Below are 26971 nucleotides of genomic sequence, written 5' to 3' on the forward strand. Positions count from 1 at the left end.
GCCGTTCCCGATGCGCTTTCCACCTGCCTTTCTTGACGAGATACGCGATCGCGTGCCGATTTCATCGGTAATCGGCCAGCGCGTGGCGTGGGACAGGAAGAAGACCAACGCGCCGCGCGGCGACTATTGGGCGTGCTGTCCCTTCCATGGCGAGAAGAGCCCGTCCTTCCATTGCGAGGACAAGAAGGGCCGCTACCACTGCTTCGGCTGCTCGGTTTCGGGCGATCATTTCAAGTTTCTGACCGAACTCGACGGGATGAGCTTTCCCGAAGCGGTCGAGAAGATCGCCGACATGGCCGGCGTTCCGATGCCGGTTCGCGATGCCCAGGAGGAGCGGCGCGAAAAGGAACGCGCCAGCCTGACCGATGTCATGGAGATGGCGACCGCCTTCTTCCAGGAGCGGCTGCAGGGACCGGAAGGCGCAAAAGCCCGCGCCTATCTGCGCGACCGCGGCCTGACGCCGGCGACGCAGCAATCGTTCCGGCTCGGCTATGCGCCCGACAGCCGCAACGCGCTGAAGGAGCATCTTGCCGCCAAGGGCGTGCCCAAGGCCGATATCGAGGCATGCGGGCTGGTGCGCCATGGCGACGACGTTCCGGTTTCCTACGACTGGTTCCGCGACCGCATAATGTTCCCGATCCCGGATTCCAGAGGCAAGATAATCGCCTTTGGCGGGCGGGCGCTGGCCCCCGATGCGCTGGCCAAATACATGAATTCGCCCGACACCGAGCTCTTCCACAAGGGCAATGTGCTCTACAATTTCGCTCGCGCGAGAAAGGCGTTGGCCAAGGGCGGCACGGTCATCGCCGTTGAAGGCTACATGGACGTGATCGCGCTGGCGCAGGCCGGCTTCGAGAATGCCGTGGCGCCGCTCGGCACCGCTCTGACCGAAAACCAGCTCGAGCTGCTGTGGCGCATGGCCGGTGAGCCGGTGCTGTGTTTCGATGGCGACCAAGCCGGGCTGAAGGCGGCATGGCGCGCCGCCGACATGGCGCTGCCGGCGGTTCAGGCAGGCCGCTCGGTGCGCTTTGCTCTTCTGCCCGAAGGCAAGGATCCCGACGATCTGGTCAAGGCCGAAGGACCGGACGCGTTTCGCGTCGTGCTTTCCGAGGCGCGGCCCCTCGCCGATCTTTTGTGGGCGCGCGAAACGGCCGGCGGCATCTTCGATACGCCGGAGCGGCGGGCGGAACTGGAAAAGACGCTTCGCGAACTGACCAGCCGCATCCGCGACGAGAGCCTGCGCTACCACTACCAACAGGAAATGCGTGAGCGGGTGCTGAGCTTTTTCGGCGCCCAGCGCGGGCGCCAAGAGCGTCGTCAAGATGGGCGGCCCGGCGACCGCTTTCAGGGGGGCAAGGGCTCAGCTCCTGGCGGACAGTTCGCGCGAAGCGGCGGTGGGCGCACCGCGATCACCGAAAGCCTCGGCCGCTCGGCGCTGGTCAGGCGCGGCAGTGAGGGGATGTCGGTGCGCGAGGCAACGATCATTGCAGCTCTCGTCAATCATCCGGCGCTGATCGACGAGAATTTCGCACATGTCGAGTTCCTCGACCTGGCCAACACCGATCTGAAGCTGCTGCATGCAGCCATTCTCGATGCGATGGCGCATGACATGGCCAACGACCGCAACGCTGTGATCGCGACGATCGAACGGGCCGGCTGCGGCGAGATCTGGGCGCGCGTGGTGGCGCTGATCAAGCGGGCGCGGCAATGGCCGGCGCTGGAAACGGCCGGACTTGACGATGCCCGCGACGCCTTCAGCCAGGCGCTCCACTTGCAGCGCAGCGCGCGCACCTTACATAAGGAGCTGAAACAGGCGGAAGCGGCGCTCGCCAGCGATCCCACGGACGAAAACTACCGGCATCTCGTCGAGATACAGGCGCAATTTCGTGATGTGCAAGCAACGGAAGCGCTGATCGAAGGGTTTGGCGTGTCCTCGGGCAGGGCCGGGCGGGCGTAGGTCGAAGCTTACGAAAGAGTGAAAGTGCAGAACCGTGCTTGCGCGTCGAATCAGCCGCGGCGCTTTAAGTCGGGTAATTGATTCGCTTTTTTCATGCGAATCATGCGAGAGGCGCTTGACCTTCTGGCAGAATGACGGAATCAGGACGATTCGAAACGTTAACCCGCGCCGGCGTCGACGGGAAATGCAGCGATGTGAGGTACCGGTCACTGGACAGGCAGTCAGCCTGCCACAGATACCAGGGTTAATCTGGACTTAACGAGAGATGCAGTTACTGGCCCGGGGAAGCGCGTTCGAGAGCGAACGCATCTGATTTAACCGGTACGGCAGCTTACGCGGCTTTGATACTTGGCCGCTTGGAGAAAATAAAGAATGGCGACAAAAGAAAAGGAAGAGGTCGAGACCGAACGCGAAGGCGCCACCGATGGCCCTCTGCTCGACCTTTCCGACGATGCTGTCAAGAAGATGATCAAGGCCGCCAAGAAGCGCGGCTATGTCACCATGGACGAACTGAATTCGGTGCTGCCCTCGGAGGAAGTGACCTCCGAGCAGATCGAGGACACGATGGCCATGCTCTCCGACATGGGCATCAACGTGGTCGAGGACGACGAGCAGGGCGAGGAGCCCGAAGCCGCTGACGCGGCCGCCGACGCCGAGGAAGATGCCAACGAACTGGCCGAGCAGACCGGCACCGCCGTTGCCGCGACGACCACCAAGAAAGAGCCGACCGACCGCACCGACGATCCGGTTCGCATGTATCTGCGCGAGATGGGCTCGGTCGAGCTTCTGTCGCGCGAGGGCGAAATCGCGATCGCCAAGCGCATCGAGGCCGGGCGCGAGACGATGATCGCGGGCCTGTGCGAAAGCCCGCTGACTTTCCAGGCCATCATCATCTGGCGCGACGAGCTCAACGAATCGAAGATCCTGCTGCGCGAGATCATCGACCTCGAGGCGACCTATGCCGGACCGGAGGCCAAGCAGGCGCCGGTGGTCGAGCGGATCGAGGAAGCCCCTAAGGCCGAGGAGAAGCCGCGTCGCGCGTCGCGCGAGGACGAGGACGACATCACCAATGTCGGCGCCGACACGCGCGGTCTGACCGACGACGACGAGGAAGACGAGGACGAAGCGAGCCTGTCGCTGGCAGCGATGGAAGCGGAACTGCGTCCGCAGGTGATGGAGACGCTCGACGTCATCGCCGACACCTACAAGAAGTTGCGCAAGCTGCAGGACCAGCAGGTCGAGAACCGGCTGGCCGCAGCCGGCACGCTGTCGCCCAGCCAGGATCGCCGGCTGAAGGAGCTGAAGGACCAGCTGATCAAGGCGGTGAAGTCGCTGTCGTTGAACACGGCGCGCATTGAGGCGCTGGTCGAGCAGCTCTACGACATCAACAAGCGGCTGGTGCAGAACGAAGGCAAGCTGTTGCGGCTGGCCGAAAGCTATGGCGTGCGCCGCGAGGAATTCCTGAAGGAGTATCAGGGCTCGGAGCTCGACCCGAACTGGACGCGCTCGATCGGCAATCTGACCTCGCGCGGGTGGAAGGAATTCACCAAGAACGAGAAGGACGCGATCCGCGACCTGCGCGCCGAGATCCAGAACCTCGCCACCGAAACGGCGATCTCGATCCTCGAATTCCGCAAGATCGTCAACCAGGTGCAGAAAGGCGAGCGCGAAGCCGCGATCGCCAAGAAGGAAATGGTGGAGGCCAATCTGCGCCTCGTCATTTCCATCGCCAAGAAATACACCAATCGCGGCCTGCAGTTCCTCGACCTGATCCAGGAAGGAAATATCGGCCTGATGAAGGCGGTCGATAAATTCGAGTACCGCCGCGGCTATAAGTTCTCGACCTATGCGACATGGTGGATCCGGCAGGCGATCACCCGCTCGATAGCCGACCAGGCGCGCACCATCCGCATTCCGGTGCACATGATCGAGACGATCAACAAGATCGTGCGCACCTCGCGCCAGATGCTGCATGAGATCGGCCGCGAGCCGACGCCGGAAGAACTGGCGGAAAAGCTCGCCATGCCGCTGGAAAAAGTGCGCAAGGTGCTGAAGATCGCCAAGGAGCCGATCTCGCTCGAAACGCCGGTCGGCGACGAGGAGGATTCGCATCTCGGCGATTTCATCGAGGATAAGATGGCGATCCTGCCGATCGACGCGGCGATCCAGGCCAATCTGCGCGAAACGACGACGCGGGTGCTTGCCTCGCTCACTCCGCGCGAAGAGCGTGTGCTCAGAATGCGCTTCGGCATCGGCATGAACACCGACCACACGCTGGAGGAAGTCGGCCAGCAGTTCTCGGTCACCCGCGAGCGCATCCGCCAGATCGAAGCCAAGGCGCTGCGCAAGCTCAAGCACCCGAGCCGCTCGCGCAAGCTGCGAAGCTTCCTCGACAGCTGATGCCGAGCACCGGATAACCAATTTAAAAGGGCGCTGCGGCGCCCTTTTCGTTTGTGGCTGGGATTATCTCGCAGACGGTGCGTTGTTCTTGCAGCGCACCCGTTGCGGGAGGATAATTGCGCGTCGGATGCATTTTCTGGGCGACAAACCCGGATGCCCGCCCCGGCAGTGACGCCGTGCTCCGAGGCCCCGGAGGGAGGTGTGCATGACAAACTATATCGTGCTGATCAACTGGACGGAGCAGGGCGCCAGAAATGTGCGCGAGTCGCCGAAGCGGCTCGATGCCGCCAAGAAGCTGCTGGGAGACATGGGCGGCTCGTTCAAGGCGGTTTATCTCACCATGGGCGAATGCGATATGGTGGCGGTCGTCGAAGCGCCCGACGATGCGGTGCTGGCTCGTTTCTCGCTGATGCTGGCGACAGGCGGCAATGTGAGGACGCGGACGCTCAAGGCTTTCCCGGAATTGGCCTATCGCGAAATCATCGCCTCGCTCGGGTGAGGCGCTGCGCCTGTAGACGACGCAAGTCCGAGCATCGGACGACCAGGCACCGCTTGACGGCGCCCGATCGTCCGATCATGAGGAGGAATGCTGCTTTCGCTCGAAAAGAATTTTATTTTTATCCATATCCCGAAGACGGCCGGAACCTCGGTCACCCGTGCGCTCGGGCCGTGGAGCCTCAAACCAAAGCGAACGCAGTGGCGTCGGCTGCTGTCACACCTTCCCGTGCGCGAAACGCCCCCAAACGTATTCCTCAGGCAGCATGACAAAGCAAGTTGGGTGAAGCACAAGCTGCCGGCTGAGATCTATGACAGCGCCTACAAGTTCGCCGTCGTGCGCAACCCCTATGAACTTGCCGTCTCGACCTATTATTTCCGCCGGGACTATCTCTCCGGCCGGCGCTGGAACAGAGCCAGGGTCTTGGATTTCAAGGCTTTCCTGCGCTATCTCGAACGCAAGAACCGTTTGGTGCGGGTGGACCAGACGAGCTGGATTTCGGACAGTCGCGGAAACCTCATCATCGACGAGGTTTTGCGCTTTGAAACACTGGCCGAGCAGTTCAACGCCCTGGTCGAACGGCTCGATCTGCCGAACGAGGTAAAGCTTCCCCGAGCAAACGCCAATGCACCTTACGATTATCGCGCGGTCTACGATGACGAGGCGAAAAGCATCGTGCGGCGGCTCTATTTCAGGGATTTCGAGCGCTTCGGCTACGAATTCTGATTTTTCCAGATGTCCGCAATTCATCGACACGATCGCGACCAGGATGGTCCGAGACGTTGCGGGCGAAGGCATTTCCCGGATAGTCAGCGCAGTCCTTCAGCTCGTGTCTCGAAGCACATGCCAAAGCCTCTGCTAACCATCTGGTACAACACCCGCTGTCCGGTCTGCGATGCCGGCATTGTCAGGCAGAAGCGGCGGCTGGTCGAGGCGATCAAGGCTGGGCGGATCGCGTTTCGCGACATCAATGCCGAACCGGCGGCACTCGCCGGATACGGCGTGTCGCTGGAGGACATCCGCCGCCGGCTGCACGCAACCGATGCGGACGGCAAACTGCTGGTCGGCGCCGACGTGGCAATTGCCGTCTGGCTGGCAACGCCGGGCGAGGGCTGGCTGGCCACGCTGTTCGGCAACCGCGCCGCGCTGCCGTTGACGCGCTATGCCTACGATCGCTTCGCCGATCTTCTCTATGCCTGGAACCGGCGCAAAGGCCGCTGGTAACCGGTATTCGTCCGAAAGCCGCGCGTGGCACCTACCGAAGGGCCCGGAGATACTTCCGAGCCCTCGTTATAGGCCGCCTAACTGGTTGCAGGCTCGCACAGCCAGCCGACGATACGGCGCACCGCGGGCAGCACCAGCAGCAGTGTCGGAAACGCCACCAGCCAGGACAATGCCCAGGCGGTCAGCCAGGTGGCCGGCAGATCGGGCTGCGGCCCAAGGCTTTTCAATGTCGAGATGAACGAGACGATGAAGGTCATCAGCAACGACAACACCAGCGGGCTTACGATTGCCGCATAACGCGCAGGCAACTTCCTGCGCCCGGTTTTTAGGGTCATTTCGGATTTTCCTGAAGTGTCCGGTCTGGCGCATGGCATCCATATCGCCGGTCTTTCGGCGTAACTGCCCGGCAAGGACCGGGGTGGATGCGTTGCTTAACGTCAGACGCTTACGGAACGGTCTTCGACCCTCGCGCACCGTTTAGCCAGGCTCGCTGGCGAAATCAATCCCGCTGGCGTCATTTTCAGATACATCGTAAGATATATCTTGACTTCATCATCTTGCCTGCCTAGTTACGACATATCGTAAGATATAACTCAAGGAGCAGACAATGCACGGACATCATCATTTCGGCGAGCGCGCCGAGCGCGTCTTCATGCATATGGCCGGCAAGTTCGGCGGCCGTGGCGGCGGCTTCGGCCCATTCGGGCATGGTATGAGGGGCGGCGGACGCGGCGGGCCAGGCGACATGTTCCGCGCCGGACGTATGCTGGCCGACGGCGATCTCAAGCTGATCACGCTGTCGCTGCTGGCCGAGGCGCCGCGTCACGGCTACGACATCATCAAGGCGCTGGAGGAGCGCACCAGCGGCGTCTATAGCCCGAGCCCAGGCGTGGTTTATCCGACGCTGACGTTCCTGGAAGAGGCGGGCTATGCCGTCTCGTCGGCAGAAGGCAACAAGAAAGTGTTCTCGATCACCGAGGCAGGACAAGCACATCTCAACGACAATCGCGAGATGATCGACCACGTGCTCGACCATCTCGAGCGTTTCGGCCGCAAGATGGCCAAGGCGCGCGATTGGTTCGGCTGGAACGATGATGGCGAGGAAGGCGGACGTCGTGGCCGCGGCCGATCGGAAAAGCGCGACGAATTCCGCGCCGTGCGCCACCGGTTGCGCGCAGCACTGAGCGAAATCGTCGATGCACCCGAAGACAAGCAGGCTCAGGCGATGAGCATCCTGGTAGACACCGCCGAGGCCCTCGAGGCGCTGTCACGCCGCTGACGTCCTACCGCATCGGCCCAAAAATCGGAATCGATTTTCGGAAAGCACGATGCGTAGATACAGAGTTTTAGAGCGCACTTTGTGCGTCCAAGTGGGACGCACGTCGCTCTAATGCGGCCTTGCCGGTTCCGCCAATGACCGGTAGTGAAAATCACCCTGCGCCGCGCTATGTGGTGCAGGGTGATTGCCGTTGGAGGATACCCATGTCATTTCTGAAGCGTCTTTTCGGTGGCGGTAGTGACGCTGACGAACCGAAAAGTGCCGCCCCGGCAAAGCAGATCGAGCATAAGGGATTCCTGATCAGCGCCACGCCCTACAAGGCCGAAGGCCAGTATCAGACCTGCGGCGTGGTTTCGAAGGAGATCGACGGGGTGATGAAGGAACACAAATTCATCCGTGCCGACCGCTTTGCCGGGCTCGACGACGCTGTCGACATCTCGATCAAGAAGGGCATCCAGCTTGTCGATGAGCAGGGCGAGAAGATGTTCGGTTAGCGTAGCAAACGGCGATGTCGCGCGACTTCGAAGCGGCGTCGGATAGAGGCCTTGTCGCTGCCCTTGAGCTGCATCGGGCATCAGGCGACAAGTGAAAAGGCAAGTGCTCCGGCGCCTGCCTTCTCAGTTCTGGTTACCAGTGTTCGCGCTTTACGCGGCAGCGGCGACTGCTCCGGTCGAGGCCACCACCGCATCCACCTTGGCTGACGCCTTGGCCAGAGCGGCTGTAACTGCGTCCGGTCCCATGCCGACGCCTTCGATGCGGATGACGTCGACATCGGTCATGCCGATGAAGCCAAGCACGCTGCGCAGGTAAGGGATGGCGTGGTCTAACTGCACGGCGGCGCCTTCCGAATAGATGCCGCCCGAGGCAAGGACGATATAGACCTTCTTGCCGGTGACGAGGCCCTTCGGGCCGTCCTCGCCATAGGCGAAAGTCTTGCCGGAGCGGGCGACGTGATCGACCCAGGATTTCAGGGTCGATGAGATGCCGAAATTGATGAAGCCGGTGGCCAGGATGATGGTGTCGGCCGCAAACAGCTCCTCCAGCACGCCGTCGGAAACGCCGACGACTTCGGCCTGGCGCTGGGTGCGGGCTTCGACGGGCGTATAGATGCCGGTCGAATAGTCCGGATCGATATGCGGCAGCGGGTTTGACACGAGATCACGCACGACCAGCTTGGCCGAAGGATTGGCGGCAAGCAGCTTCTCGGCAAGTTCGGTGGCGATGCGGGTCGAATGCGAGGCAGCGCCGCGCGGGCTCGACGTTACAAGAAGGATGGACATGGCGGCTCTCCAGAGTTGGAATGATTTGTCCCGCCAGATATGGGTCCATTTACCCATTTAAAAAACTGGTATATTTTCTATATTACCCATCTATAATTTGGATAAGGCAATGCAACCCAATCCGACGCTTGATCAACTGCAAATCCTGGTGACGGTGGCCGATACCGGCAGCTTCTCGGCCGCCGGCCGCAAGCTGAACCGCGCGCAGTCGGTCATCAGCTATGCCATCGCCAATCTCGAGGCACAGCTTGGGCTGAAATTGTTCGAGCGCGATGGCACGCGCGAGCCGCAACTGACCGATGTCGGCCGGGCGACGCTGGAGGACGCGCGGCGCATGGTCGGTGTGCTGCAGCGCATCCGCTCGCGTGTCGACGGACATAAGCAAGGGCTGGAGGCTGAAGTCGCGCTGTCGGTCGATGTGGCGCTGCCCTCCACCGTGCTGGTGCGCGTGCTGAAGGCGTTCGAGGCGCAATTTCCGACCGTGATGCTGCGCCTGCATATGGGCACGCTCGGCCTGATCCCCGATCATGTCGCCAACGGACAGGCCGATCTCGGAATTGGCGGCCTGCTGGGCGAGGTTGACGCGCATCTTGTGCGCATTGGCTTCATGTCGATGGTGCCGGCCGCCGCGCCAACCCATCCGCTGGCGCTGCTTCCCAGGCCGGTGCCGCTCGAGGAGGTGCGCGAACACACCCAACTTGTCGTCAGCGATCAGTCCGAGCGCACCAAAGGGCGCGATTACGGCGTCTTTGCCTACCGCACTTGGCGGCTGACCGATGTGCGAACCAAGCATGCGTTGATGCGCGAAGGGTTGGGTTGGGGCGGGCTGCCGCGATGGCTGATTGCCGACGATCTGGCCAACGGCCGGCTGATGGAGCTCGATCTGGAGCCGTATAGCGAAGTCCGCTCGCCACTCTATGCCATGCACCGCGCCGACCGTAGCCCGAAGCCGGCCGCGGCCTGGCTGATTGACCAGTTCAAGCGCCAGCTTGGCTGTTTCAACGAGTTCGAGCCGAACGAGGTGCCTGAGGATGAGCCGGAGCTGGAGACAGTCCGTCAATCAGCGCCATGAGGACGGTGCGGTAATCCTCGGTCGAAGCGCCTGCTTCAATGGCCAACGCCGCTCGGTCGAAGGCGGCGGCGAGCAGCGCGGTCAGCGCGTCCACCGGCAATCTCTTCATGGTCTGCGCACGCATCGCCGCGACGAGGCCCTCGCGCAAGGAACGGTTGCCGTGGCGATTGTCTATGTCGTCCATGGCGGCCCGGCCGAGCACGGCCGGTCCGTCGAGCAGCAGCAGCCGAGTGCGGCCAGGCGCGCGCATGGCGGCAAGATAGGCATCCGAACCGGCGATCAGCGCGTCGCGGGCAAACAGCGAGGGTGGCGAGGCGCGCTCGATCTCTTCCGCCACAGTCGCCGCCTCCTGCTCGACCACCGCGGCAAACAGCGCCTGCTTGTCGGCGAAGTGATGATAGAGGGCGCCACGCGTGACACCGGCCGCTGCCACGATCTCCGGCGTGCCGGTCTCGGCATAGGACTTTTCGGTGAACAGCTTTCGCGCCGCAGCGATCAGGTCGGTGCGCGTCGCTTCGGTGCGATCGCGATTGGAGCGGCGTGCGGATTTCTGTTGCATACATGCAGCCTGTATGTTAATTCAACTTACATGCAGACTGTATGTTATTTGACGGGAGAAAGAAAGATGAAGACGACGAGCTATTATCCGGTGCTGATGACGGGCGACGTCGCCGGCACGAAAGCCTTCTATATCAAGCACTTCAGCTTCAAGCCGCTGTTCGAGAGCGACTGGTACGTGCATCTGCAATCCGCCGAGGATCGCCGCGTCAATCTCGGCATCGTCCATGGCGATCATGAGACGATCCCGGAGGAAGGACGCGGTCGCACGTCAGGCCTGCTGATCAATTTCGAAGTCAGAGACCCGGATGCAGTCTACGAAAGGATCCTTGCTGCCGGCCTGCCGATCCTGCGAACGCTCCGCGACGAACCCTTCGGCCAGCGCCATTTTATCACCAAAGATCCCAATGGCGTGCTGATCGACGTGATCAAGCCGATCCCGCCGAGCGCGGAGTTTCTGGAGCAGTTTGTTGAAGGGGCGGCGGGCTAAGCGGGATAGCTGCTGGCAGGAACTGTCTGTAGATGTGACGTGAAGGCTTCAGCCGCGTGGCCGGTCATGTCTTTGCGGTTTATGCTGAGGCTCGTCAGCCTTGGACCTATTCCATGCGTGAAATCTGCCTTGTCCGCGCACCCTCAAACCTTGGCCTCCGCCCGCTGCGGTCAGGTCATATACCGGGGACGTGGCGTGCACCGCAGGCGTTGACCGAGGCCGGGTTGGTCGAGACGCTTTCGCCCCTCAAAGTGGTTGATCTTGATCGGCCCGCCTACAGCACGGAGCCGCAGCCAGGCACCCGGCTACGCAACGGCAACGCGATACGCAGCTTCAATCTCGAGCTCGTCGAAGCTGCAGCCGGCGCGTTGGAAAGAGGCGAGTTCCCGCTGGTCGTCGGCGGCGACTGCTCGGTCCTGCTTGGCGCACTGGCCGCTGCACGGCGATCCGGTCCGCTGGCATTGGTGCATGTCGACGGCCACAGCGATTTCCGCCATCCGGGCAACTACGACATCAACGCTTCGCTCGGCTCGGCCGCCGGCATGGACCTTGCGCTTGCCACCGGGCGTGGCGAGCCGTTGCTGACCGACTGGCCTGGCATTGCAAGCCCCCTTGTTGCGGACGAACAGGTGATTCAGATCGGCGAACGCGAGAACCGCACCCCCGACTTTGCCTGGCCCGATATCAACTCGACGGGGATGACGCTGATCGATGTCTTTGCCGTGCGAGAGCTTGGCGCGGCAAAAGTCCTGGAAAAGACCTGGACCACGCTGGCGCGAACCGGCTGGCCCTATTGGCTGCATTTTGACGTCGACGCGCTCGATCAGACAGTGATGCCGGCGGTGGATTCACCGGGCAGCCCCGGTATCGACCCCGACGATCTCGTTGTCATCCTCGCGGCGCTGGTGGCGGATCCGCGCTGCGCTGGAATGGACATGACCATTTTCGATCCGGACCTCGATCCGACCGGCGAACTGGCCGTGCTGCTGGTTTCGCTGCTCGGTCGGATCTTTGCAACGCGATAATCGTCAGCTTCGCGCCACCGGCATCACCGTGATCTGAGTGATGCCGGAGCGGCGCACCACCGTACATAGCGTCTCGCGGCCGATACGCTCGGCATCGAGGATGCGCACCAGATCGTCGACGCCGGTGACCGGGCGGCCGTCGATTGCGGCGATGATGTCGCCTTCCCTGAGGCCGGCCTTGGCCGCCGGGCTGTTCGCCTCGACGCTGCGCAGGCGCACCGCCGTGCTGCTCGACACTTGCGAGAGGAGGGCGGCTCGGCGTGGCAGGTTTGCCGTGTCGGCCGAGACACCGATGAAAGCGCGGCGCACGCGGCCGAAGCGGATGATCTCCGAAATGACGAAATTGGCGGTGTTGGAGGCAACCGCAAAGGCGATGCCTTGCGCGCCGTGGATCATGGCGGTGTTGACGCCGATGACCTCGCCCGCCGATGACACCAGCGGTCCGCCTGAGTTGCCGGGGTTGAGTGCTGCGTCGGTCTGAATGACGTCGTCGATCAGCCGGCCGGTGGAGGCGCGCATCGAGCGGCCGAGCGCCGAGACGACGCCTGATGTGACGGTCCATTCGAAGCCGAGCGGGTTGCCGATGGCAATGGCGATCTGGCCGCGCCTGAGGCGCTTGGAATCGCCGAGCGGCGCGATATCGGCAAAGCTGCCGTCGGCGCGCACCAGCGCGATATCGGTGTCGGGGTCGCGGCCGAGAACACGGCCTTCCCTGGAGACGCCGTCCGGCATGGTGACGCGAACGGCGCGGGCATCGCCGACGACGTGGAAGTTGGTGACGACGAGCCCGTCCGGCGTGATGACGAAGCCCGAGCCTTGGCCGCCGGCACCACCGACGCGCTCGATACGGCAGACGGCGGGACCGATGCGGTCCACAGCATCGGCGACCGTCGCCGAATAGGTATCGAGCAAGTGGTCGTCGGGTTGAAAGTTGGCAGCGGCGAGGGCCATGGGTGGGCTCCGTGTTTTCAGGCTTTATCGTGACTATATGTGCGGAGCGGCTCGTGCGGCCGCGACCTGACCACATGGCCAGTGCGCAGCTCAACTAGCCGTCAGGCGAGTACCCGCCAACGTGCAGCCGAGCGATATCTGGGGCATGAAAGAACCCAGGAGACAGTAATGAGCGATTTCAACCTGAGCGCATTCTCCGACGCCATTGCCGACATCGCGGCAACAGCAGCGCCGGCAGCGGCGAGCTTCGCCACCCATCACCATCGCACGGCGACCGCCTTCTACTGGCGTGACGGCTATTTCGTCACGGCCGAGGAAGCGGTCGAGGCTGACGAGGAGATCGAGTTGACTTTGGCCTCGGGCGAGACGGTGAAGGCCCAGTTGGTTGGCCGTGATCCGTCGACGGGCGTGGCTCTGCTTAGGCCAGCCGGCGCGGCTACGGCGCCTGCGCTTGCCAGGGCGGATGCAGTGCGGCCCGGCAGTCTTGCCGTCGCCATCGGCAACAGCGAAGGTGCCGCACTTGCCGTGTTCGGCACGGTCGGTGAGGTCGGTCCGGCCTGGCGTTCAATGCGCGGCGGCACGATCGATCGGCGCATCAATCTGGCCGTCAATGCCGGTGGCCGTTTCGAGGGTGGCCCGGTGCTCGACGCAAAGGGCGCACTGATCGGCATGCTCCTGTTCGGGCCGCGCCGGCGGGCGCTGGTCATGCCTTACGAGACGATCGAACGGGCAGTGGCGACGCTGCGCGAGAAGGGCCATGTCGCGCGCGGCTACCTCGGCGCTGGTCTGCACCCGATCCGCAACGGCGACTCGCATGGCGCCATGGTGATGAGCCTCGACGACAATGGTCCTGCAAAAGCGGCCGGACTGCATCTCGGCGACATCATCGTGTCGTGGAACGGCGAGGCCGTGCATGGTCCGCGCGAGTTGATCCGCAGGCTCGGGCCGGACAGTGCCGGCGCGTCGGTGACACTCGGCGTGGTACGCGGCGGCGAGCAGCGCGATGTCGTGCTGACGATCGGCGAAAAGCCGCTGAGTTGAGAGGATCGATGGCTGTTGAGGCGATCATAAGGGACAGGAGCGCGGATGGCGTGGTGGCGGAGCGGCGGCTAACCGTGCTGATCGCGCTTGGCGATGCGGCGCATGCCGAGCACCTGTCTTCCGCGCTCGCCGCGAGCGGGGATCTGCTGCCTATTACGGCCGGCAGCAGCGATGGCGGCGAGCGAGCGGACATCGCCATAGTCGACGAGCGGAACCTGCAAGGCACGGCCATCGATCCCGCCATACCTCGGGTGCTGCTGTCCCGGCGGGCCGGCCACCAGCCGCCGGACGACAATCTTTTCGCCGTCCTGCCGGCGGCAGCTGACGACCTGTTGATCGCCGCTGCCGTCCGGCTTGCCGCGGCAGGCTACAGGATTTCAAGCGGTGGCCGCCGCGTATCTGGCCGGCATGATGATGATTTCGCCTTCCATGACGGAGACCCGCTGGACGAGGAGCCGGTCGACGATGGGACCGCCAGGCCGGCGCTCTCGCCGCGCGAGAGCGAAGTACTGGCGCTACTAGCCGAAGGCGCGCCCAACAAGGTGATCGCGCGCCGGCTGAATATTTCCGTACACACGGCGAAGTTCCACGTCGCGGCGATCCTGATCAAGCTAGGCGCGGCCAATCGCACCGACGCGATCGCCATCGCCATGCGGCAAGGCCTGGTGCTGGTCTAACTTGTCCGTCCAAGCCGACGCAGCGTAACGCACATCCGGCGCGTTGGGCCTTGCGCCGCATGCAACTGCCGCGCAAGGATCACGCCTGTGATGTCGCAAGGAAGGCGGAAGACATGTCGCTCAAGGGAAAAACGCTGTTCATCTCCGGCGGGTCGCGCGGCATCGGGCTGGCGATCGCGCTGCGCGCCGCGCGCGACGGCGCCAACGTGACGATCGCTGCCAAGACCGCCGAGCCGCATCCAAAGCTGCCGGGTACGATCTATACGGCCGCGCAAGAGATCGAGCAGGCCGGCGGCAAGGCATTGCCGGCGTTATGCGACATACGCGAGGAGGAGCAGGTGGCCGATGCGGTCGCCCGGTCCGTCGAAAAATTCGGCGGCATCGATATCTGCATCAACAATGCCAGCGCCATCCAACTCACCGGCACGCTGGAAACCGACATGAAGCGTTACGATCTGATGCACCAGATCAACACGCGCGGCACATTCCTGGTTTCCAAAATGTGCATTCCGCACCTGAAGTTGGCTGACAACCCTCACATCTTGAATCTAGCGCCGCCGCTCGACATGAAGGCCAAATGGTTCAAGAACCATGTCGCCTACACGATGGCCAAGTTCGGCATGTCCATGTGCACGCTGGGCATGAGCGCGGAGTTCGCCAGGGACGGCATCGCTGTCAATTCGCTGTGGCCGATCTCGACGATCGATACGGCGGCGGTGCGCAATCTTCTGGGTGGAGCGACGGTGGCAGCGATGAGCCGTTCGCCCGACATCATGGCCGACGCCGCCCATGCGATCCTGCTCAGGCCGTCGCGCGAAGCGACGGGCAATTTCTATATCGACGAGGAGGTGCTGCGCGCCGAGGGCGTCAGCGATTTTTCGATCTATGCGCCTAATGCGACAGGTCCGCTCGCCGGTGACTTCTTCGTGCCCGACGAGGTGTTTGCCCGGACGGACACAAAGGTGAAGAGGCTGTTCTAAAGATGCCTGGGATAGTCCATGCGCTGATGCAGAATGCGTACAACATCGATGGACTTATCGCTCATTCGCAGAAAGAGAACGTGAGAGCCAATAGGGTGCTTCAAGAGACCGGGACGAATGTTCTCGGCGCTTTTCACCATTGCCGGAAATTGATCTATCAGATTGATGATGGAATGAATGGTGAGGATATAGGCTTCCGCTCGCTCTAGGCCCCATTCTTTCAACGAATGGTCCCAAATGTCGTTGAGATCTGCTCTCGCCTTCGGTGAGAGCCTGACGGTTCTCTTCATCCGCGCTTCTTGGAATCGAGAAAAGCCTCGAAGTCGAATGGTTCGGGGGTACCTGACATGTCACCCTCATCAATGGCGGCGCGAAGTCGCTCGAGCGTCAGCTCCTGTTCTTCTAAAAGACGCAGGCCAGCGCGAACGGTTTCGCTTGCCGAACCGAAGCGGCCATTTGCTATCTGCCGCTTGATAAAGGCATCGTACTGGTCACCTAGTGTGATGGAGGTATTCTTGGACATGATGATCTCCGATACCAATAGATGGTATCAATTTGCCGGAAGGCAAACAAGCACGTAAGTGCGTAAGTGGATGTCACTCCTCGGCCTTCTTTGCTTTAGGCGGAGGGCCACCCCAGAATTGTCTCGGCCGCGCGTAAGGCTTCGGTTTTCCATAGAGCCGGCAAAAACCCCGCCGGCGAGGGGGGTACCGGCGGGGCTCTTGTGTCCCGCTGGAGTCGGGACAGGGCAGGGAAGCCCTAACCAGAATCTGGGGTGGACGATCCCGCGATTCAATGCCTGGTTAAATAGCGACGTACATTCGCCTTCAACCTCGGCTCATTGCTGGACTTAGCCCATCCCGGTGAAGCCGGGGTGGGCTAAGTCTTCCCTCATAGATTCCAGAAACCAGTTCAGGTTTCTGGAATCATTGCTTTTAAGTTGGCCATGGTCTTTTCCGAAAACCGGTTTCCACTTTTAGGGACCATGGCCTAATTCGCGCTGGCGACCGGCGCCACCAGCGAGGTGATGCGGCGGATCGCGACGCGACGGTTCTCGCGATTGGGCTCCGACGTGTCGACCTTGAGATACTCCTCGCCATAGCCCTGTGTCGTCAGGTTCTCCGGCGGAATGCTGAAGGCGTTGGTCAAGGCTTCGGCCACCGCTTCCGCGCGACGGTCGGATAGAGCGAGGTTCGCTTCCGGCCTGCCGACAGCATCGGTATGGCCTTCGATCAGGAAGGTTTCCGCCGGGTTCTTCTCGAGCAGCTTCTCCATGGCGCTGGCGACGCCTTCGAGTTTCTGCACCTCGGAGTCGGGGATCGAGGCTGAACCGAATTCGAAGTTCAGCGTGTCGAGGTCGATGCGGCGGGCGATGTCGCGCACGCGGGCCGAACGCTTGACCTCGTCGATCGAGTACAGGCGCTGAACCCTCTCCACCGGCGGCTGTTCGAGGAAGGTGTAATAGTCGTTCGGATCCTCGACCTCTTCGGAATCCAGAATGTACTCCTCGCGCGGAATGTCGATCCGAATCGGCGGCAGGTCGTCCCCCGGATCGCGCCAGTCGCTATCGTCATCGTAGTACCGCTCGTCGACATAGCTCAGCACATATTCGCGTCCGTCGGGCGCGATGCGTGAACGCTGGATCACGTCGCCGTAGCGATTGCGGATGGTGACGATCTGGACACCGTTGTCACGCTCGACGATTTCCCGGGTGCGATCGCCCGACAGATCCTCGTAATAGACGTTCCTGGCGCCACGGTGCATGCGCGGGGCATCATTGCTTTCGACGATCGTCTGGTTGTTGAACTGGAGGATAACGCGGTCGCCGAGTTCCCTGACGACGTCGACCCCTCGCGGGCGCGGACGGCGGCGGATGTCCTCGTCGTCGGGCGCGCGCTCAACGCGTTTGCCCTTTTCCTCCGTTACCGGAACCATCCTCTCAAGCTTGATCGCTTGCTGGGCCGCCCTGTCGTCAGTCGGCGGCGGTCCTTGGTCGACTGGAGCCGGCTTCGCGGCTTCCGCCTGTTCGCCGTTCTGCTGGGTAGGCTGACCACCCGCGTCCTGGCCGCCGGTCTCTTGCGCGTTGTCCCTGCCGCCCCGGCGCTTGCGCACGGCATCTTTCTGGCTGTCGAAAACGGGAGCCTCGCCCTGGGCCGGACCTTCCCCTTCGGCCGGCGCGGCCTGTTCGCCCTCGGCGGGCTGCTCGCCGGTTGAGGGCTGCTCTCCTGTCACCGGCCGTTCGCCGGCAGGCTTCTTGCCACGCTTTCTTGCCTGGTCCAAAGGCTGTTCGCCTTCGGCAGGAGCCGCTTGCCGGTCAGTTGGAATGGGAAGCGGCTCTGCCTGCGGGTCAGCCTCACGGGCGGGCTTTTCCCTCTTGGCCGGCTGTTCGGATGGTGCGGCCTCGATCTGTTGATCCTGGTCCCGCTTCTTCCTGCGCGGCGCGACCGGCTCGTTGTCATTGGCAGGTGCGGCCTTCTCGCGAGGCTTTGTTTGTCCGGCTGGCTCTTCGGCGGGTGCTGCCTCGATCTGCTGTTGCTGATCGCGCTTCTTTCTACGCGGCTTGGGTTGCTCGTCGTTTGCTGGCGCCGCCTGCTCAGTGGGCTGGTCGGCGGGTGCGGCCTCATTCTGCTGCTGCCGGTCGCGCTTCTTTCTACGCGGCTGGGGCTGTTCGTCGCTCCCAGGTTCGCCCTGCTCGGCAGACCGTTCGGCGGGTGCGGCTTCAGTCTGCTGCTGCCGGTCGCGCTTCTTTCTGCGCGGCTGGGGCTGTTCGTCGCTCCCAGATTCGGCCTGCTCGGCGGATCGCTCGGCGGGTGCGGCTTCGGTTTGCTGTTGCTGCTCGCGCTTCTTTCTGCGTTGATTGCCCTGTTGCTCGTCACCGGAAGGTGCCGCCTGCTCCGCGGGAGCCGATTCCGTCTGCCGTTGCTGTTTGCGCTCCTTGCGCGGCCTCTGCTCCGGTTCTGCCTGCTGTGCGCAGCCTTCCGCCGACTCGCCTTCGGGGCAATTCGATTGCGCCAGGATCAACGGCGTTACCGTACGCTGCGGCGGGCCGAACGCGGCGCTGCCCTGTAGCGGGAATGCGCCCAACGGCGCGGACGCCATCAACAGGCCAAGTGCCGTGCCTGCCAGAATCCGTGGTTGGCGTTTCATTAGAAATCCTCCTTTTGGCGTCCCATCCCGGCCCAAACTGTTCATAAACCGGATTGGTTCCGGTTAACGGGCATTAACGGCCACGAAGGGCGATTGGCCGGCGTTTTGAAGGCCACTTCGTGTCATTCCTATGGTGCTTGGCTACAGTTCTGGCCGGGTTTGCAGTGTTGCCGCGCTTGACCTTGACGCCAGCGGGGGCCACATCCCATCGATGGAAACGCCGTTCTGGAAAACCAAGTCGCTCGAAGCGATGACCCCGGCCGAGTGGGAATCGCTTTGCGACGGCTGCGGCAAATGCTGCCTGTCGAAACTCGAGGACGAGGACACCGGCGAGATCTACTGGACGAGCGTCGGCTGCCGGCTGTTCGATGCCGGAACTTGCCGCTGTTCTGACTATGTCAACCGGCTGGCGCGCGTCCCGGATTGCGTCGGGCTGACGCCGCAGAATGTGCGCACGATCAGCTGGCTGCCCAAGACATGCGCCTACCGGCTCGTCGCCGAGGGACACGATCTTTACTGGTGGCACAGGCTGGTGTCGGGAAGTGCCGAGACGGTGCATGAGGCCGGCATCTCGATGCGCGGCCGGGTCAGCGCCAGCGAGACCGATCTTGCCGAGCCGGACGATTACTTCGAGCACATGCTGGACGACGAACCTTAAAGCGCGCCGCGTCGGGAGGATTCATGCGACCCGCCTTAAGTTTTTGTAAGGCGTCGTCCCAAAAATCGCTGCGCGCTTTTGGGCGATATGCATTACGATCGCTGCCGGAACCGACGGCAAACCGGCGTTTCTGTCCAGAGTATCGGGAACCGGTCGCGGGAGGCGAAGGACTGCGATGATCTCCTGCCCTGCACCTGAACCGGAAATGAACGGCTGGTTCGTAAAAAGTTCAGATACGCAGGCGCATTCTCCTCCCATTGGTTGATTAAGACTAATTGGTTCGATCAAGACGGGCGGAAGCCCTCAACAAGGAGAGAAGACAATGTTCAACACGATCAAGATGGCGACGCTTTCGGCCCTTGTCAGCCTCGGCACACTTGCCGCCGTCCCCGCTCATGCAGACAGCATCTATCTCGGCTTCGGCAACGACAACGATCCTCGCGTCGGCGTCTACACTGGAGACGATGACGGCTACCGCCGCGGCCATCGTCGCGACCGCGACTGGCGCCGGTCCTGCTCGCCGGATCGGGCACTCGGCAAGGCGGAGCGCATGGGCCTGCGCCGCGCCCGCATCGTCGATATCAACCGCCGCACGGTCAAGGTCGCGGGCCGCCAATATGGCGATCGCGTGCTGGTCGTGTTCGGCAACGAGCGCGGCTGCCCGATCCTCCGTCGCTGACGCAGGCGGCACGTCACCTACGGCCGGAAAGCGTGATCTTCTGCGAAGATCAGCTTGGGACATGACCTTCTGTGAAGGTCAGTCCGGGACATGACTTTCGGGAAAGTCAGTCCGGAGACACGACCTTCTATGAAGGTCGGTCTGGGGTAGCGGAGCCCCTTTCCGCCAGGACGGAAGGGTGCGGCTCGAAAAAACCCCGGAGGATCGGTCCTCCGGGGTTTTTGATGCAGCAAGATCGGTATTGCCGGTCGCCCGCGCTTCAACAGCACCGAACCGCGGCCGGAGCGTTCAGGCGGCGGTCACTTCAACTCGAAAGTGACAGTAACCTGCACCGTGTAGGAATTCTCGCCGGCCTCCACCGGAACCGATGCGCGGGCCGCGTCGAAGGACTTGGCGTTCATCGGTATCGGTGGCGGCGCGACGTTCTGGTCGGTGATTTCCAACACCCGTCCAATGCCGACGCCGGCGGCTTCAGCCAGCGTCTTGGCCTTGGCCATGGCGTCGGCGACCGCCTTCTTGCGGGCTTCGGTGACAGTTGCCGCCGGATTTTCGTTGGAAAATGAAATGCCGCCGCCCTGGTTGACGCCAAGCGACACAGCCTTGTCGAGAATCTCGCCTGTTTTATCGATGTCGCGGATACGCACCGAAAGCGTGTTGGTCACCTGGTAGGCGATGAGTTCGGCTTCCTGGCTGCCGTCCGGCTTGTTGGTGTAGTTGTAGCGCGGGCTGATCTGGATACCGGCCGTCTGCAGGTCGCGCTCCTTGATGCCAGCCGACTTCATGGCGGCGATCACGGAGGCCATGGCGTCGTTGTTGGCATCGAGCGCGGCACGTGCGGTCTTGGCCTCGCGCATGACGCTGAGCGTCAGCAGCGCCAGATCCGGGGCCGCGGTCGCTTCGCCTTCGCCGGTGACGACGATGCGGGGCGGGGGCGGCGAATCGGCCGCGCCGGCCATCGCCGGAAAAGCGATTGCGGCGGCGAGCGCCAAGGGAAAAAGAGGTCTGGTCATAAAAATCTCCTCGGTCAGCGATCCAGTCGCGCTTGTCGACTACCGCATCGGCCCGAAAATCGGAATCGATTTCGGAAAGCACGATGCGTAGATTCAAAGCGTTAGAGCGTACTTCGTGCGTCTAAGTGGACGCACGTCGCTCTAATGTCCGAATATGGGCTGATTTGGGCGATCTCGGCCAGCCCGTCTGGAAAGCCTTGTGCGGTTCCGGGAAAAACATTAATCCAGCTGCGTGTGGGGCCTGTAGCTCAATGGTTAGAGCCGGCGGCTCATAACCGCTTGGTTGGGGGTTCGAGTCCCTCCGGGCCCACCATCTCCGTTTCTGGACAGCAGGGCGTTTATTTCAGCGCCGCCGAAACAAGCAGGATGTCGCGTCACTATATAGCGGCCGCTTCGACCGCGTACCTCTGGTTGCGCCCACGAAGCCGAAATGAATTTGTGCTACGTATTGTGATACCTATTGTGATACAAATATGCGGTTCATGCGGTAAAAATCGAATGAAAACCATTGCTTATGTTAGAAGGCGATCCAAGCCAACGGTACCATCGGCCTTTCCGAAAAGTCATTGATTTTACTGTGGAATTTTGGGGTTGCGGCCACGACAGTTGCGCTGTTTAGGCATTTTGGCCCGACCTGCCATTCCCTATCCGACCTGAGGCCGCGATGATTCCGGTATGACCCGGAACGACGATGGCGATCCGACGGGATCTGAGCGACGCTTGCAACCGGAGCTCAATCGCGCGCGGCCAATCGAGAAAACGGCTCCGCTCGACAATGAGTTCGAGATCATTCCTTCGACGATGGCGACGACGATGAGGCCGTCCGCAATCGCCGCCTGGCTCGCCTCATGCAGGGCGTGGCGCGGCAGGTTTCGCTCGATCCTGATGACGGCATGGAGTTGTAGGCGCCATGACAGCTCGCCAAAAGAAAGCGCAGATCTCCGTCTATCTCGACCCGCCATTATGACGATGCGGCTACCGCGAGGCCGGAAGGCCGCTGATTGATAGGTGCGGCGAACGGCGGCAACGGCGTGCGAACAGGATGGTTAAACGTATGATCGAGAATGCCTCGGCGGTAATTAGGCTGGCGTGAAATGCCGGTATCTGTGGGCCAATGGTCGTCGCAGCGGCAATATCCTGTCTTGGAAGCGGACTTTCCGCCGAGCCGGAAATCATGACCCGATCCGGACGCCTAGGGTCTGCCGCACAAATGCCCTTCTATCTGGGGAGAGCAGTCCTAGCGAAGAAGTGCTTCGACAAACGCGGGATCAGGTCCAGACATTGGGGGCTGCTATTTCCTTCGGAACGGTGATTACTTAACCAAATAGTGGGAGTTTGTTGTGCCTCGCATCTGTTGGCGCTCGACCGAAGCCCCTAATCATAGTAGTATCGAAGACGGATTTAAGGGTAGCTCTACGCGGCGGAGAGCATTCTATGACCATAAAGGATGAAAAACCCACCTGTTAATCGGTAATATCGGGTTGATCTTTGTCGTTCTTGGCTTCCTGCTGGCAGCGTCAGCCTACAGGACCGCGTCGTCGACAGGATACATGGCTGCGGGAATCGTTCTCATTGCCATTGGCGTTCTGCTGATGGTGCGAAAGATAATCCGACGCAATCAGAGTAACCAACCATGACGGCTGCCAAACAGTGTGAACGTAGCCTTCTATCTTGATGCTCATGACATGGGCGTGAGGCTTCCTGTGCTGTGGCCAATTCCTCCTGAACTGGAGAATCGCCGTGCATCTCAGATCTTTTGAACTGCAGGAGATGATCAGGTTCCTGGCGCATGCCGTGCCCTACGCGGCAGCATCACTCTCTCCTGTCCGCACAGCTTTCGTGATGCTCAGCTCAGGCAGGGAAATGCTTGCGGCCGCTCTCGTGCTCGGATTTTGCGCGATTGCCAACGCCGATGACATCCTTTTCGAAAACGTCCGCATCTTCGACGGAAAAGGGGCTGCTCTCTCGGCTCCGTCGAACGTGCTGATCCAGGGCAATGTGATCGCGCGCATCTCGACAGACCCCGTCGAGCCCGACGGCGCGGAGCGCATTGCCGGCAACGGTCGAACGCTGATGCCGGGGCTGATCGATGCGCATTGGCATGCGATGCTGATTGCGACCGGCCCGGCAGACACGATGAACGACATCGGCTTCGCCAATATCGCGGCCGGCGACGAGGCAACCGAAACGCTGATGCGCGGCTTCACAACCGTTCGCGACGTAGGCGGACCGGCGTTCGGTCTCAAGCGCGCGATCGACCAGGGCATCATCGAGGGGCCGCGCATCTATCCGTCCGGCGCCATGATGACCGTGACCAGCGGTCATGGCGATTTCCGCCACATGAGCGACCTGCCTCGGAAGCCAGGCTTGTTCACCCCCATGGAGATAAACGGCGGCAGCATCGTCGTGGACAGCCCCGACGAGGTGCGTTTGCGTGCCCGCGAGCAGTTCATGCAAGGGGCCGTGCTGCTCAAGCTGACGGCGGGCGGCGGCGTGTCTTCACCCTTCAGCCCGCTCGATGTCACCACCTTCACCGCGCCCGAATTGCGGGCGGCGGTCGAAATTGCCGAGAATTGGGGCACCTACGTTGCCGTACACGCCTTCACCTCGGACGCGATTCAAAAGTCTATTGCAGCCGGTGTGAAGTGCATCGAACACGGCCTCCTCATGAGCGAGGCAGACGCCAAGCTGATCGCGGAAAAGGGCATCTGGCTCAGCCTGCAGCCGCTTCATGAAATGATGAGGACAGGCCTCCGGGAGGGTTCGGTCGAGCGCGCCAAGGCCGAGGAGGTGTGGCCCGGCATCGGCAGGACCTACGAATTGGCGAAGAAGTACAAGATCAAAACGGCGTGGGGCACCGACGTCCTGTTCTCGCGCGCGATGGCGGCGCAGCAGGGCGCAATCCTCGCCTCGCTCATCCGTTGGTACACGCCCGCCGAGGCGCTGGCCATGGCGACCGGGACCAACGCCGAGCTGCTGGCGCTTTCTGGCAAGCGCAATCCCTATCCGGGAAAGCTGGGCGTCGTCGAGGAGGGCGCGCTGGCCGACCTCCTGCTCGTCGAGGGCAACCCGCTGGAGAACCTCGACCTGGTGGCCGACCCCGCCAACAACTTCAAGATCATCATGAAGGATGGCGTCATCCAAAAGAACACGTTGGCCAAGTGAAGAGCAGCCGGGCGACTCCGCCGCGGCGGGTCCAGCAGAGAGGAAGGCAGCGATGTCCGCCGTGAACGTGGCTCCCAAAACCGCGATGCAACGATTTCTCGACGGCGTCGAACGAGTTGGGAACATGGTTCCTCATCCGGTCGTCATCTTCTTGATCCTGATTGCAATTGTCATCGCGTTATCAGCTGTGCTGGGCATGTTTGGCGCGGTCGTCAGTTTCGAGCGCATCAATCCGGACACGCACGAAATCGAGATTGCGAGCACGGAAATCCGCAGCCTGATCAATGCGGACGGCATTCGCTTCATGTACGAATCGCTTGTCCCCAACTTCATGGCCTTTACCGCCGTTGGCCTCATGATCGCCGCCATGATTGGCGCCGGCGTGGCGGAGGAATCCGGGTTGGTCACCGCGCTGATCCACAAGCTCGTTATTGTGTCGCCGCGCTGGGCGCTCACCTACATCCTGGCCTTTGTCGGCATACTGGCCAGCATTGCCGCTGATGCGGGCTACCTTGTGCTCATCCCCCTCGCGGGCATCGCCTACCTTGCTGTCGGGCGGCACCCTTTGGCCGGCCTGGCGCTGGGTTTTGCCGCCGTCGCCGCCGCTTTCACCGTCAACATGCTGATAAAACCGCTCGACACGGTTCTCGTCGAATTCACCAATGACGCTGCTCATCTCGTCGACCCCACCAGATCGATCGGCCTGGCGTCGAACCTCTGGTTCTCCTTTGCATCGGTGGTGTTTTTGACGTTCATCATCGCATTCATATCCGATCGCATCATCGAGCCGCGGCTTGGACCCTATGATCCCAAGAACGCCTCCGAGGGCACGACGACGGATCAGGGCGCCATGCTTGGCGAGCAGGAGTCGCGCGGCTTGCGCTTCGCCGGCTTCGGACTGCTCGGCCTGATCGTGGTCTTCTGCTTACTGACGATCCCGTCATGGGGGCCGCTGCGCAATCCGGCCACCGGCGAACTGATCGGCAATTCGCCATTCATGAGCGGCCTCATAACTCTTATCGTCCTCATGTTTCTGGTGACCGGCTGGGCATACGGCGTCGGCGCCGGAACCCTGCGCACCCTGACGGAGGTGATCGGCGCGATCGAGAAGTCGATCAAGAATATGGGTGGTACTATCTTCCTGTTCTTTGTGCTGAGTCAGTTCGTCGCCTATTTTACCTACACCAACATCGGCACCGTCATGGCGCTCAGCCTCTCCGGCGTCCTGCAAGCGGCCAATATCGGCGCGCTGCCGTTGCTGCTCGGCTTCATCATCGTGGTCGCGATCATCGATCTGCTGTTGACTGGAGCGATCGCGAAATGGGCGATTTTCGCTCCCGTCTTCGTACCTCTGCTGATGAAGCTGGGCGTCGAACCCGAAGCGGTTCTGGGAGCCTACCGCGTCGGCGATTCCCCGATGAATGCAATCACGCCGCTCAATGCGTATTTCGCGCTCGTGGTCGGCTTCGCCGCGAAATACGACAAATCGGCAGGCGTCGGTACGATCGTGTCCCTGATGCTTCCCTATGTCGTGTGGATATTCGTGCTGTGGACGGCTCTCTTCGCGGCTTGGAAGATGCTCGGTCTGCCTTGGGGGCTGTGACGGCCGGAGCGACGGCCTGACGCGATGCGGCATTCAAATGAAAAGGATGGACCCATGAGCAAGCCCTCGATTCCCCTCGATGTCGCTGCCGCCGAAGAGCACCTGATGCGGTTTCTCTCGGTCGAAGGCGTGACCGGGTACGAGGCCAATATCGCGACGGCCGTCAGCGATGCGCTGGAGGCCGCCGGCGTGCCGGCTTCAGCAATCCGCTTCGACGATGCCAACACGCGTATTCCGCTGCCGACGGAGACCGGCAATCTCATCGTGGACCTACCGGGAACGCGGAGCGGACCAAGGCTGCTATTCTCGACCCACCTGGATACCGTGCCGCTCTGTGCAGGTGCCAACCCGCGACGGGAGGGGGATCGCATAGTCTCCGACGGCACGACGGCACTTGGGGGCGATGCCCGCACTGGGGTTGCCCTTCTGGTGGTGCTTGCCGAAACGCTTATCCAGCACGAGCTGCCGCATCCGCCGATCACGCTGCTTTTCACGGTACGCGAGGAGAGCGGGCTTCATGGGGCGCGCGAGCTGAATCCTGCCGATCTCGGCGGACCGGTCATGTGTATCAACGTCGACGGGCAACTCGCTTCCGATCTGATCATTGGCGCGGTCGGACAGGAAAACTGGGAAGTCGAGATCAAGGGCCAGGCATCCCATGCCGGGGTGGCGCCGGAGAAGGGAATATCGGCGACACTGGTCGGAGCCATAGCTTTGGCGGAGGCGCAGAACGCGGGCTGGTTCGGCAAAGTCGTCAAGCCTGACGGCCGCGGAACAAGCAATGTCGGGATTTTCGGCGGAAAGGATGGAAAGCCTGCGGGCGATGCAACCAACGTCGTCACCGACTACGCCTTCATCAAGGGCGAGGCGCGTAGCTCAGAATCGGCTTTCGCGGAGAAGATAGCGAAGGGTTACGGCGATGCCTTTGCGAAAGCAAAAGAACAGGTCAAGGATCACGAGGGGCACACGGCGGAAGTGGCGTTCAGTCATCAGACTTCCTACCCTCCTTTCAAGCTCAAAGAGAACAGCCCGGTTGTGAAGCGCGCCATCAAGGCGCTGGAGATGCTGGGCATCGAGGGCAACTGTCTGTTCTCCAACGGCGGGCTCGACGCCAACTGGCTCGACAAGCACGGCGTTCCCACCATCACCATCGGTGCCGGGCAGGCCGAGATCCATACCATCAAGGAATACGTGAACCTTGCCGAATACGAGAAGGGCTGCCGCCTCGGCATACTTATGGCGACAATGGAACAATAGCAGTGATGCCGCGGCCCCGGCG

26 protein-coding genes and 1 tRNA gene are annotated in these 26971 nt (G+C 62.0%); 19 read left to right on the forward strand and 8 right to left on the reverse strand.

The features are described 5' to 3' along the window. Positions 1-10: 10 nt before the first annotated feature. From dnaG to ABID19_RS00495, 5 genes are all read left to right on the forward strand, one after another. Entirely contained in the window at positions 11-1957 is a 1947-nt protein-coding gene (gene dnaG, locus ABID19_RS00475) for a DNA primase (protein WP_354487141.1), read from the forward strand. 372 nt (positions 1958-2329) lie between these two features. Beyond that, positions 2330-4357, forward strand: a complete 2028-nt coding sequence (rpoD, locus tag ABID19_RS00480) for an RNA polymerase sigma factor RpoD (protein ID WP_354487143.1) — start codon at positions 2330-2332, stop codon at positions 4355-4357. Positions 4358-4562: 205 nt separating this feature from the next. After that, the gene (locus ABID19_RS00485) at positions 4563-4856 is read left to right on the forward strand and encodes a GYD domain-containing protein (protein ID WP_354487145.1); all 294 of its coding nucleotides are present in this window, start codon (positions 4563-4565) and stop codon (positions 4854-4856) included. 87 nt (positions 4857-4943) lie between these two features. Continuing rightward, on the forward strand, positions 4944-5579 hold the full coding sequence (locus tag ABID19_RS00490; protein ID WP_354487146.1) for a sulfotransferase family 2 domain-containing protein: 636 nt from the start codon (positions 4944-4946) through the stop codon (positions 5577-5579). 117 nt (positions 5580-5696) lie between these two features. Continuing rightward, positions 5697-6077, forward strand: a complete 381-nt coding sequence (locus ABID19_RS00495) for a thiol-disulfide oxidoreductase DCC family protein (protein ID WP_354487147.1) — start codon at positions 5697-5699, stop codon at positions 6075-6077. Positions 6078-6154: 77 nt separating this feature from the next. Here the strand turns inward: ABID19_RS00495 and ABID19_RS00500 are convergent, their stop codons facing one another. Continuing rightward, complete coding sequence (locus ABID19_RS00500) at positions 6155-6412, reverse strand: DUF2798 domain-containing protein (protein WP_354487148.1); 258 nt, start codon at positions 6410-6412, stop codon at positions 6155-6157. A gap of 272 nt (positions 6413-6684) precedes the next feature. On the opposite strand from ABID19_RS00500, the gene ABID19_RS00505 reads away from it, so the two are divergent. Both ABID19_RS00505 and ABID19_RS00510 read left to right on the forward strand, forming a co-directional pair. Beyond that, entirely contained in the window at positions 6685-7356 is a 672-nt protein-coding gene (locus ABID19_RS00505) for a PadR family transcriptional regulator (protein WP_354487149.1), read from the forward strand. A gap of 203 nt (positions 7357-7559) precedes the next feature. Further along, the gene (locus tag ABID19_RS00510) at positions 7560-7850 is read left to right on the forward strand and encodes an HlyU family transcriptional regulator (RefSeq protein WP_354487151.1); all 291 of its coding nucleotides are present in this window, start codon (positions 7560-7562) and stop codon (positions 7848-7850) included. Positions 7851-8000: 150 nt separating this feature from the next. Here the strand turns inward: ABID19_RS00510 and ABID19_RS00515 are convergent, their stop codons facing one another. Beyond that, positions 8001-8636, reverse strand: a complete 636-nt coding sequence (locus ABID19_RS00515; RefSeq protein WP_354487152.1) for an FMN-dependent NADH-azoreductase — start codon at positions 8634-8636, stop codon at positions 8001-8003. A 109-nt stretch (positions 8637-8745) separates the two neighbouring features. On the opposite strand from ABID19_RS00515, the gene ABID19_RS00520 reads away from it, so the two are divergent. Beyond that, positions 8746-9708, forward strand: a complete 963-nt coding sequence (locus ABID19_RS00520; protein WP_354487154.1) for a LysR family transcriptional regulator — start codon at positions 8746-8748, stop codon at positions 9706-9708. On the opposite strand, the gene ABID19_RS00525 is transcribed toward ABID19_RS00520, so the two are convergent. Next, positions 9635-10267, reverse strand: coding sequence for a TetR/AcrR family transcriptional regulator (locus tag ABID19_RS00525; RefSeq protein WP_354487155.1), 633 nt, complete (start codon positions 10265-10267; stop codon positions 9635-9637). The genes ABID19_RS00520 and ABID19_RS00525 overlap by 74 nt on opposite strands. 66 nt (positions 10268-10333) lie before the next feature. Between ABID19_RS00525 and ABID19_RS00530 the strand changes: the two genes are divergently transcribed. Both ABID19_RS00530 and ABID19_RS00535 read left to right on the forward strand, forming a co-directional pair. Next, positions 10334-10756 (forward strand): VOC family protein, encoded by a 423-nt coding sequence (locus tag ABID19_RS00530; protein WP_354487157.1) that lies wholly within the window; start codon positions 10334-10336, stop codon positions 10754-10756. A gap of 113 nt (positions 10757-10869) precedes the next feature. Beyond that, positions 10870-11781 carry an arginase family protein gene (locus ABID19_RS00535; RefSeq protein ID WP_354487159.1) on the forward strand — a complete coding sequence of 304 codons (912 nt, stop codon included), beginning with the start codon at positions 10870-10872 and terminating at the stop codon, positions 11779-11781. A gap of 3 nt (positions 11782-11784) precedes the next feature. On the opposite strand, the gene ABID19_RS00540 is transcribed toward ABID19_RS00535, so the two are convergent. Then, positions 11785-12732 (reverse strand): S1C family serine protease, encoded by a 948-nt coding sequence (locus ABID19_RS00540; protein WP_354487161.1) that lies wholly within the window; start codon positions 12730-12732, stop codon positions 11785-11787. Between the two features lie 168 nt (positions 12733-12900). Here ABID19_RS00540 and ABID19_RS00545 point away from each other — a divergent pair, with 168 nt between their 5' ends. The 3 genes from ABID19_RS00545 (at position 12901) to ABID19_RS00555 (ending at position 15430) form a co-directional block, all read left to right on the forward strand. Then, entirely contained in the window at positions 12901-13773 is an 873-nt protein-coding gene (locus ABID19_RS00545) for a S1C family serine protease (protein ID WP_354487162.1), read from the forward strand. Positions 13774-13781: 8 nt separating this feature from the next. After that, positions 13782-14450 (forward strand): response regulator transcription factor, encoded by a 669-nt coding sequence (locus ABID19_RS00550; RefSeq protein ID WP_354487164.1) that lies wholly within the window; start codon positions 13782-13784, stop codon positions 14448-14450. Between the two features lie 113 nt (positions 14451-14563). After that, entirely contained in the window at positions 14564-15430 is an 867-nt protein-coding gene (locus tag ABID19_RS00555) for an SDR family oxidoreductase (protein ID WP_354488248.1), read from the forward strand. On the opposite strand, the gene ABID19_RS00560 is transcribed toward ABID19_RS00555, so the two are convergent. The 3 genes from ABID19_RS00560 to ABID19_RS00570 all read right to left on the reverse strand — a co-directional run bounded on the left by ABID19_RS00560 (position 15427) and on the right by ABID19_RS00570 (position 18577). Beyond that, positions 15427-15720, reverse strand: a complete 294-nt coding sequence (locus ABID19_RS00560) for a type II toxin-antitoxin system RelE/ParE family toxin (protein WP_354487165.1) — start codon at positions 15718-15720, stop codon at positions 15427-15429. The two genes, ABID19_RS00555 and ABID19_RS00560, sit on opposite strands and share 4 nt — an antisense overlap. Beyond that, on the reverse strand, positions 15717-15953 hold the full coding sequence (locus ABID19_RS00565; protein ID WP_354487167.1) for a type II toxin-antitoxin system ParD family antitoxin: 237 nt from the start codon (positions 15951-15953) through the stop codon (positions 15717-15719). The genes ABID19_RS00560 and ABID19_RS00565 overlap by 4 nt, the downstream gene beginning before the upstream one ends. 467 nt (positions 15954-16420) lie before the next feature. Then, on the reverse strand, positions 16421-18577 hold the full coding sequence (locus tag ABID19_RS00570; RefSeq protein WP_435528670.1) for an OmpA family protein: 2157 nt from the start codon (positions 18575-18577) through the stop codon (positions 16421-16423). A gap of 211 nt (positions 18578-18788) precedes the next feature. Between ABID19_RS00570 and ABID19_RS00575 the strand changes: the two genes are divergently transcribed. Further along, on the forward strand, positions 18789-19235 hold the full coding sequence (locus ABID19_RS00575) for a YcgN family cysteine cluster protein (protein WP_352930862.1): 447 nt from the start codon (positions 18789-18791) through the stop codon (positions 19233-19235). 322 nt (positions 19236-19557) lie between these two features. Beyond that, positions 19558-19914, forward strand: coding sequence for a hypothetical protein (locus ABID19_RS00580; protein ID WP_354487171.1), 357 nt, complete (start codon positions 19558-19560; stop codon positions 19912-19914). Between the two features lie 299 nt (positions 19915-20213). Here the strand turns inward: ABID19_RS00580 and ABID19_RS00585 are convergent, their stop codons facing one another. Continuing rightward, complete coding sequence (locus ABID19_RS00585) at positions 20214-20924, reverse strand: SIMPL domain-containing protein (RefSeq protein WP_354487172.1); 711 nt, start codon at positions 20922-20924, stop codon at positions 20214-20216. Positions 20925-21161: 237 nt separating this feature from the next. On the opposite strand from ABID19_RS00585, the gene ABID19_RS00590 reads away from it, so the two are divergent. The 4 genes from ABID19_RS00590 (at position 21162) to ABID19_RS00610 (ending at position 26949) form a co-directional block, all read left to right on the forward strand. Next, positions 21162-21237, forward strand: a tRNA-Ile gene (locus ABID19_RS00590). A 1550-nt stretch (positions 21238-22787) separates the two neighbouring features. Then, positions 22788-24089 carry a metal-dependent hydrolase family protein gene (locus ABID19_RS00600; RefSeq protein WP_354488250.1) on the forward strand — a complete coding sequence of 434 codons (1302 nt, stop codon included), beginning with the start codon at positions 22788-22790 and terminating at the stop codon, positions 24087-24089. 52 nt (positions 24090-24141) lie between these two features. Then, positions 24142-25692, forward strand: coding sequence for an AbgT family transporter (locus ABID19_RS00605; protein WP_354487174.1), 1551 nt, complete (start codon positions 24142-24144; stop codon positions 25690-25692). A gap of 54 nt (positions 25693-25746) precedes the next feature. Beyond that, positions 25747-26949 (forward strand): M20/M25/M40 family metallo-hydrolase, encoded by a 1203-nt coding sequence (locus ABID19_RS00610; RefSeq protein ID WP_354487176.1) that lies wholly within the window; start codon positions 25747-25749, stop codon positions 26947-26949. The last annotated feature ends 22 nt before the right edge of the window (positions 26950-26971 follow it).

It is taken from the genome of Mesorhizobium robiniae, assembly GCF_040545535.1.
Taxonomy (GTDB): domain Bacteria; phylum Pseudomonadota; class Alphaproteobacteria; order Rhizobiales; family Rhizobiaceae; genus Mesorhizobium; species Mesorhizobium robiniae.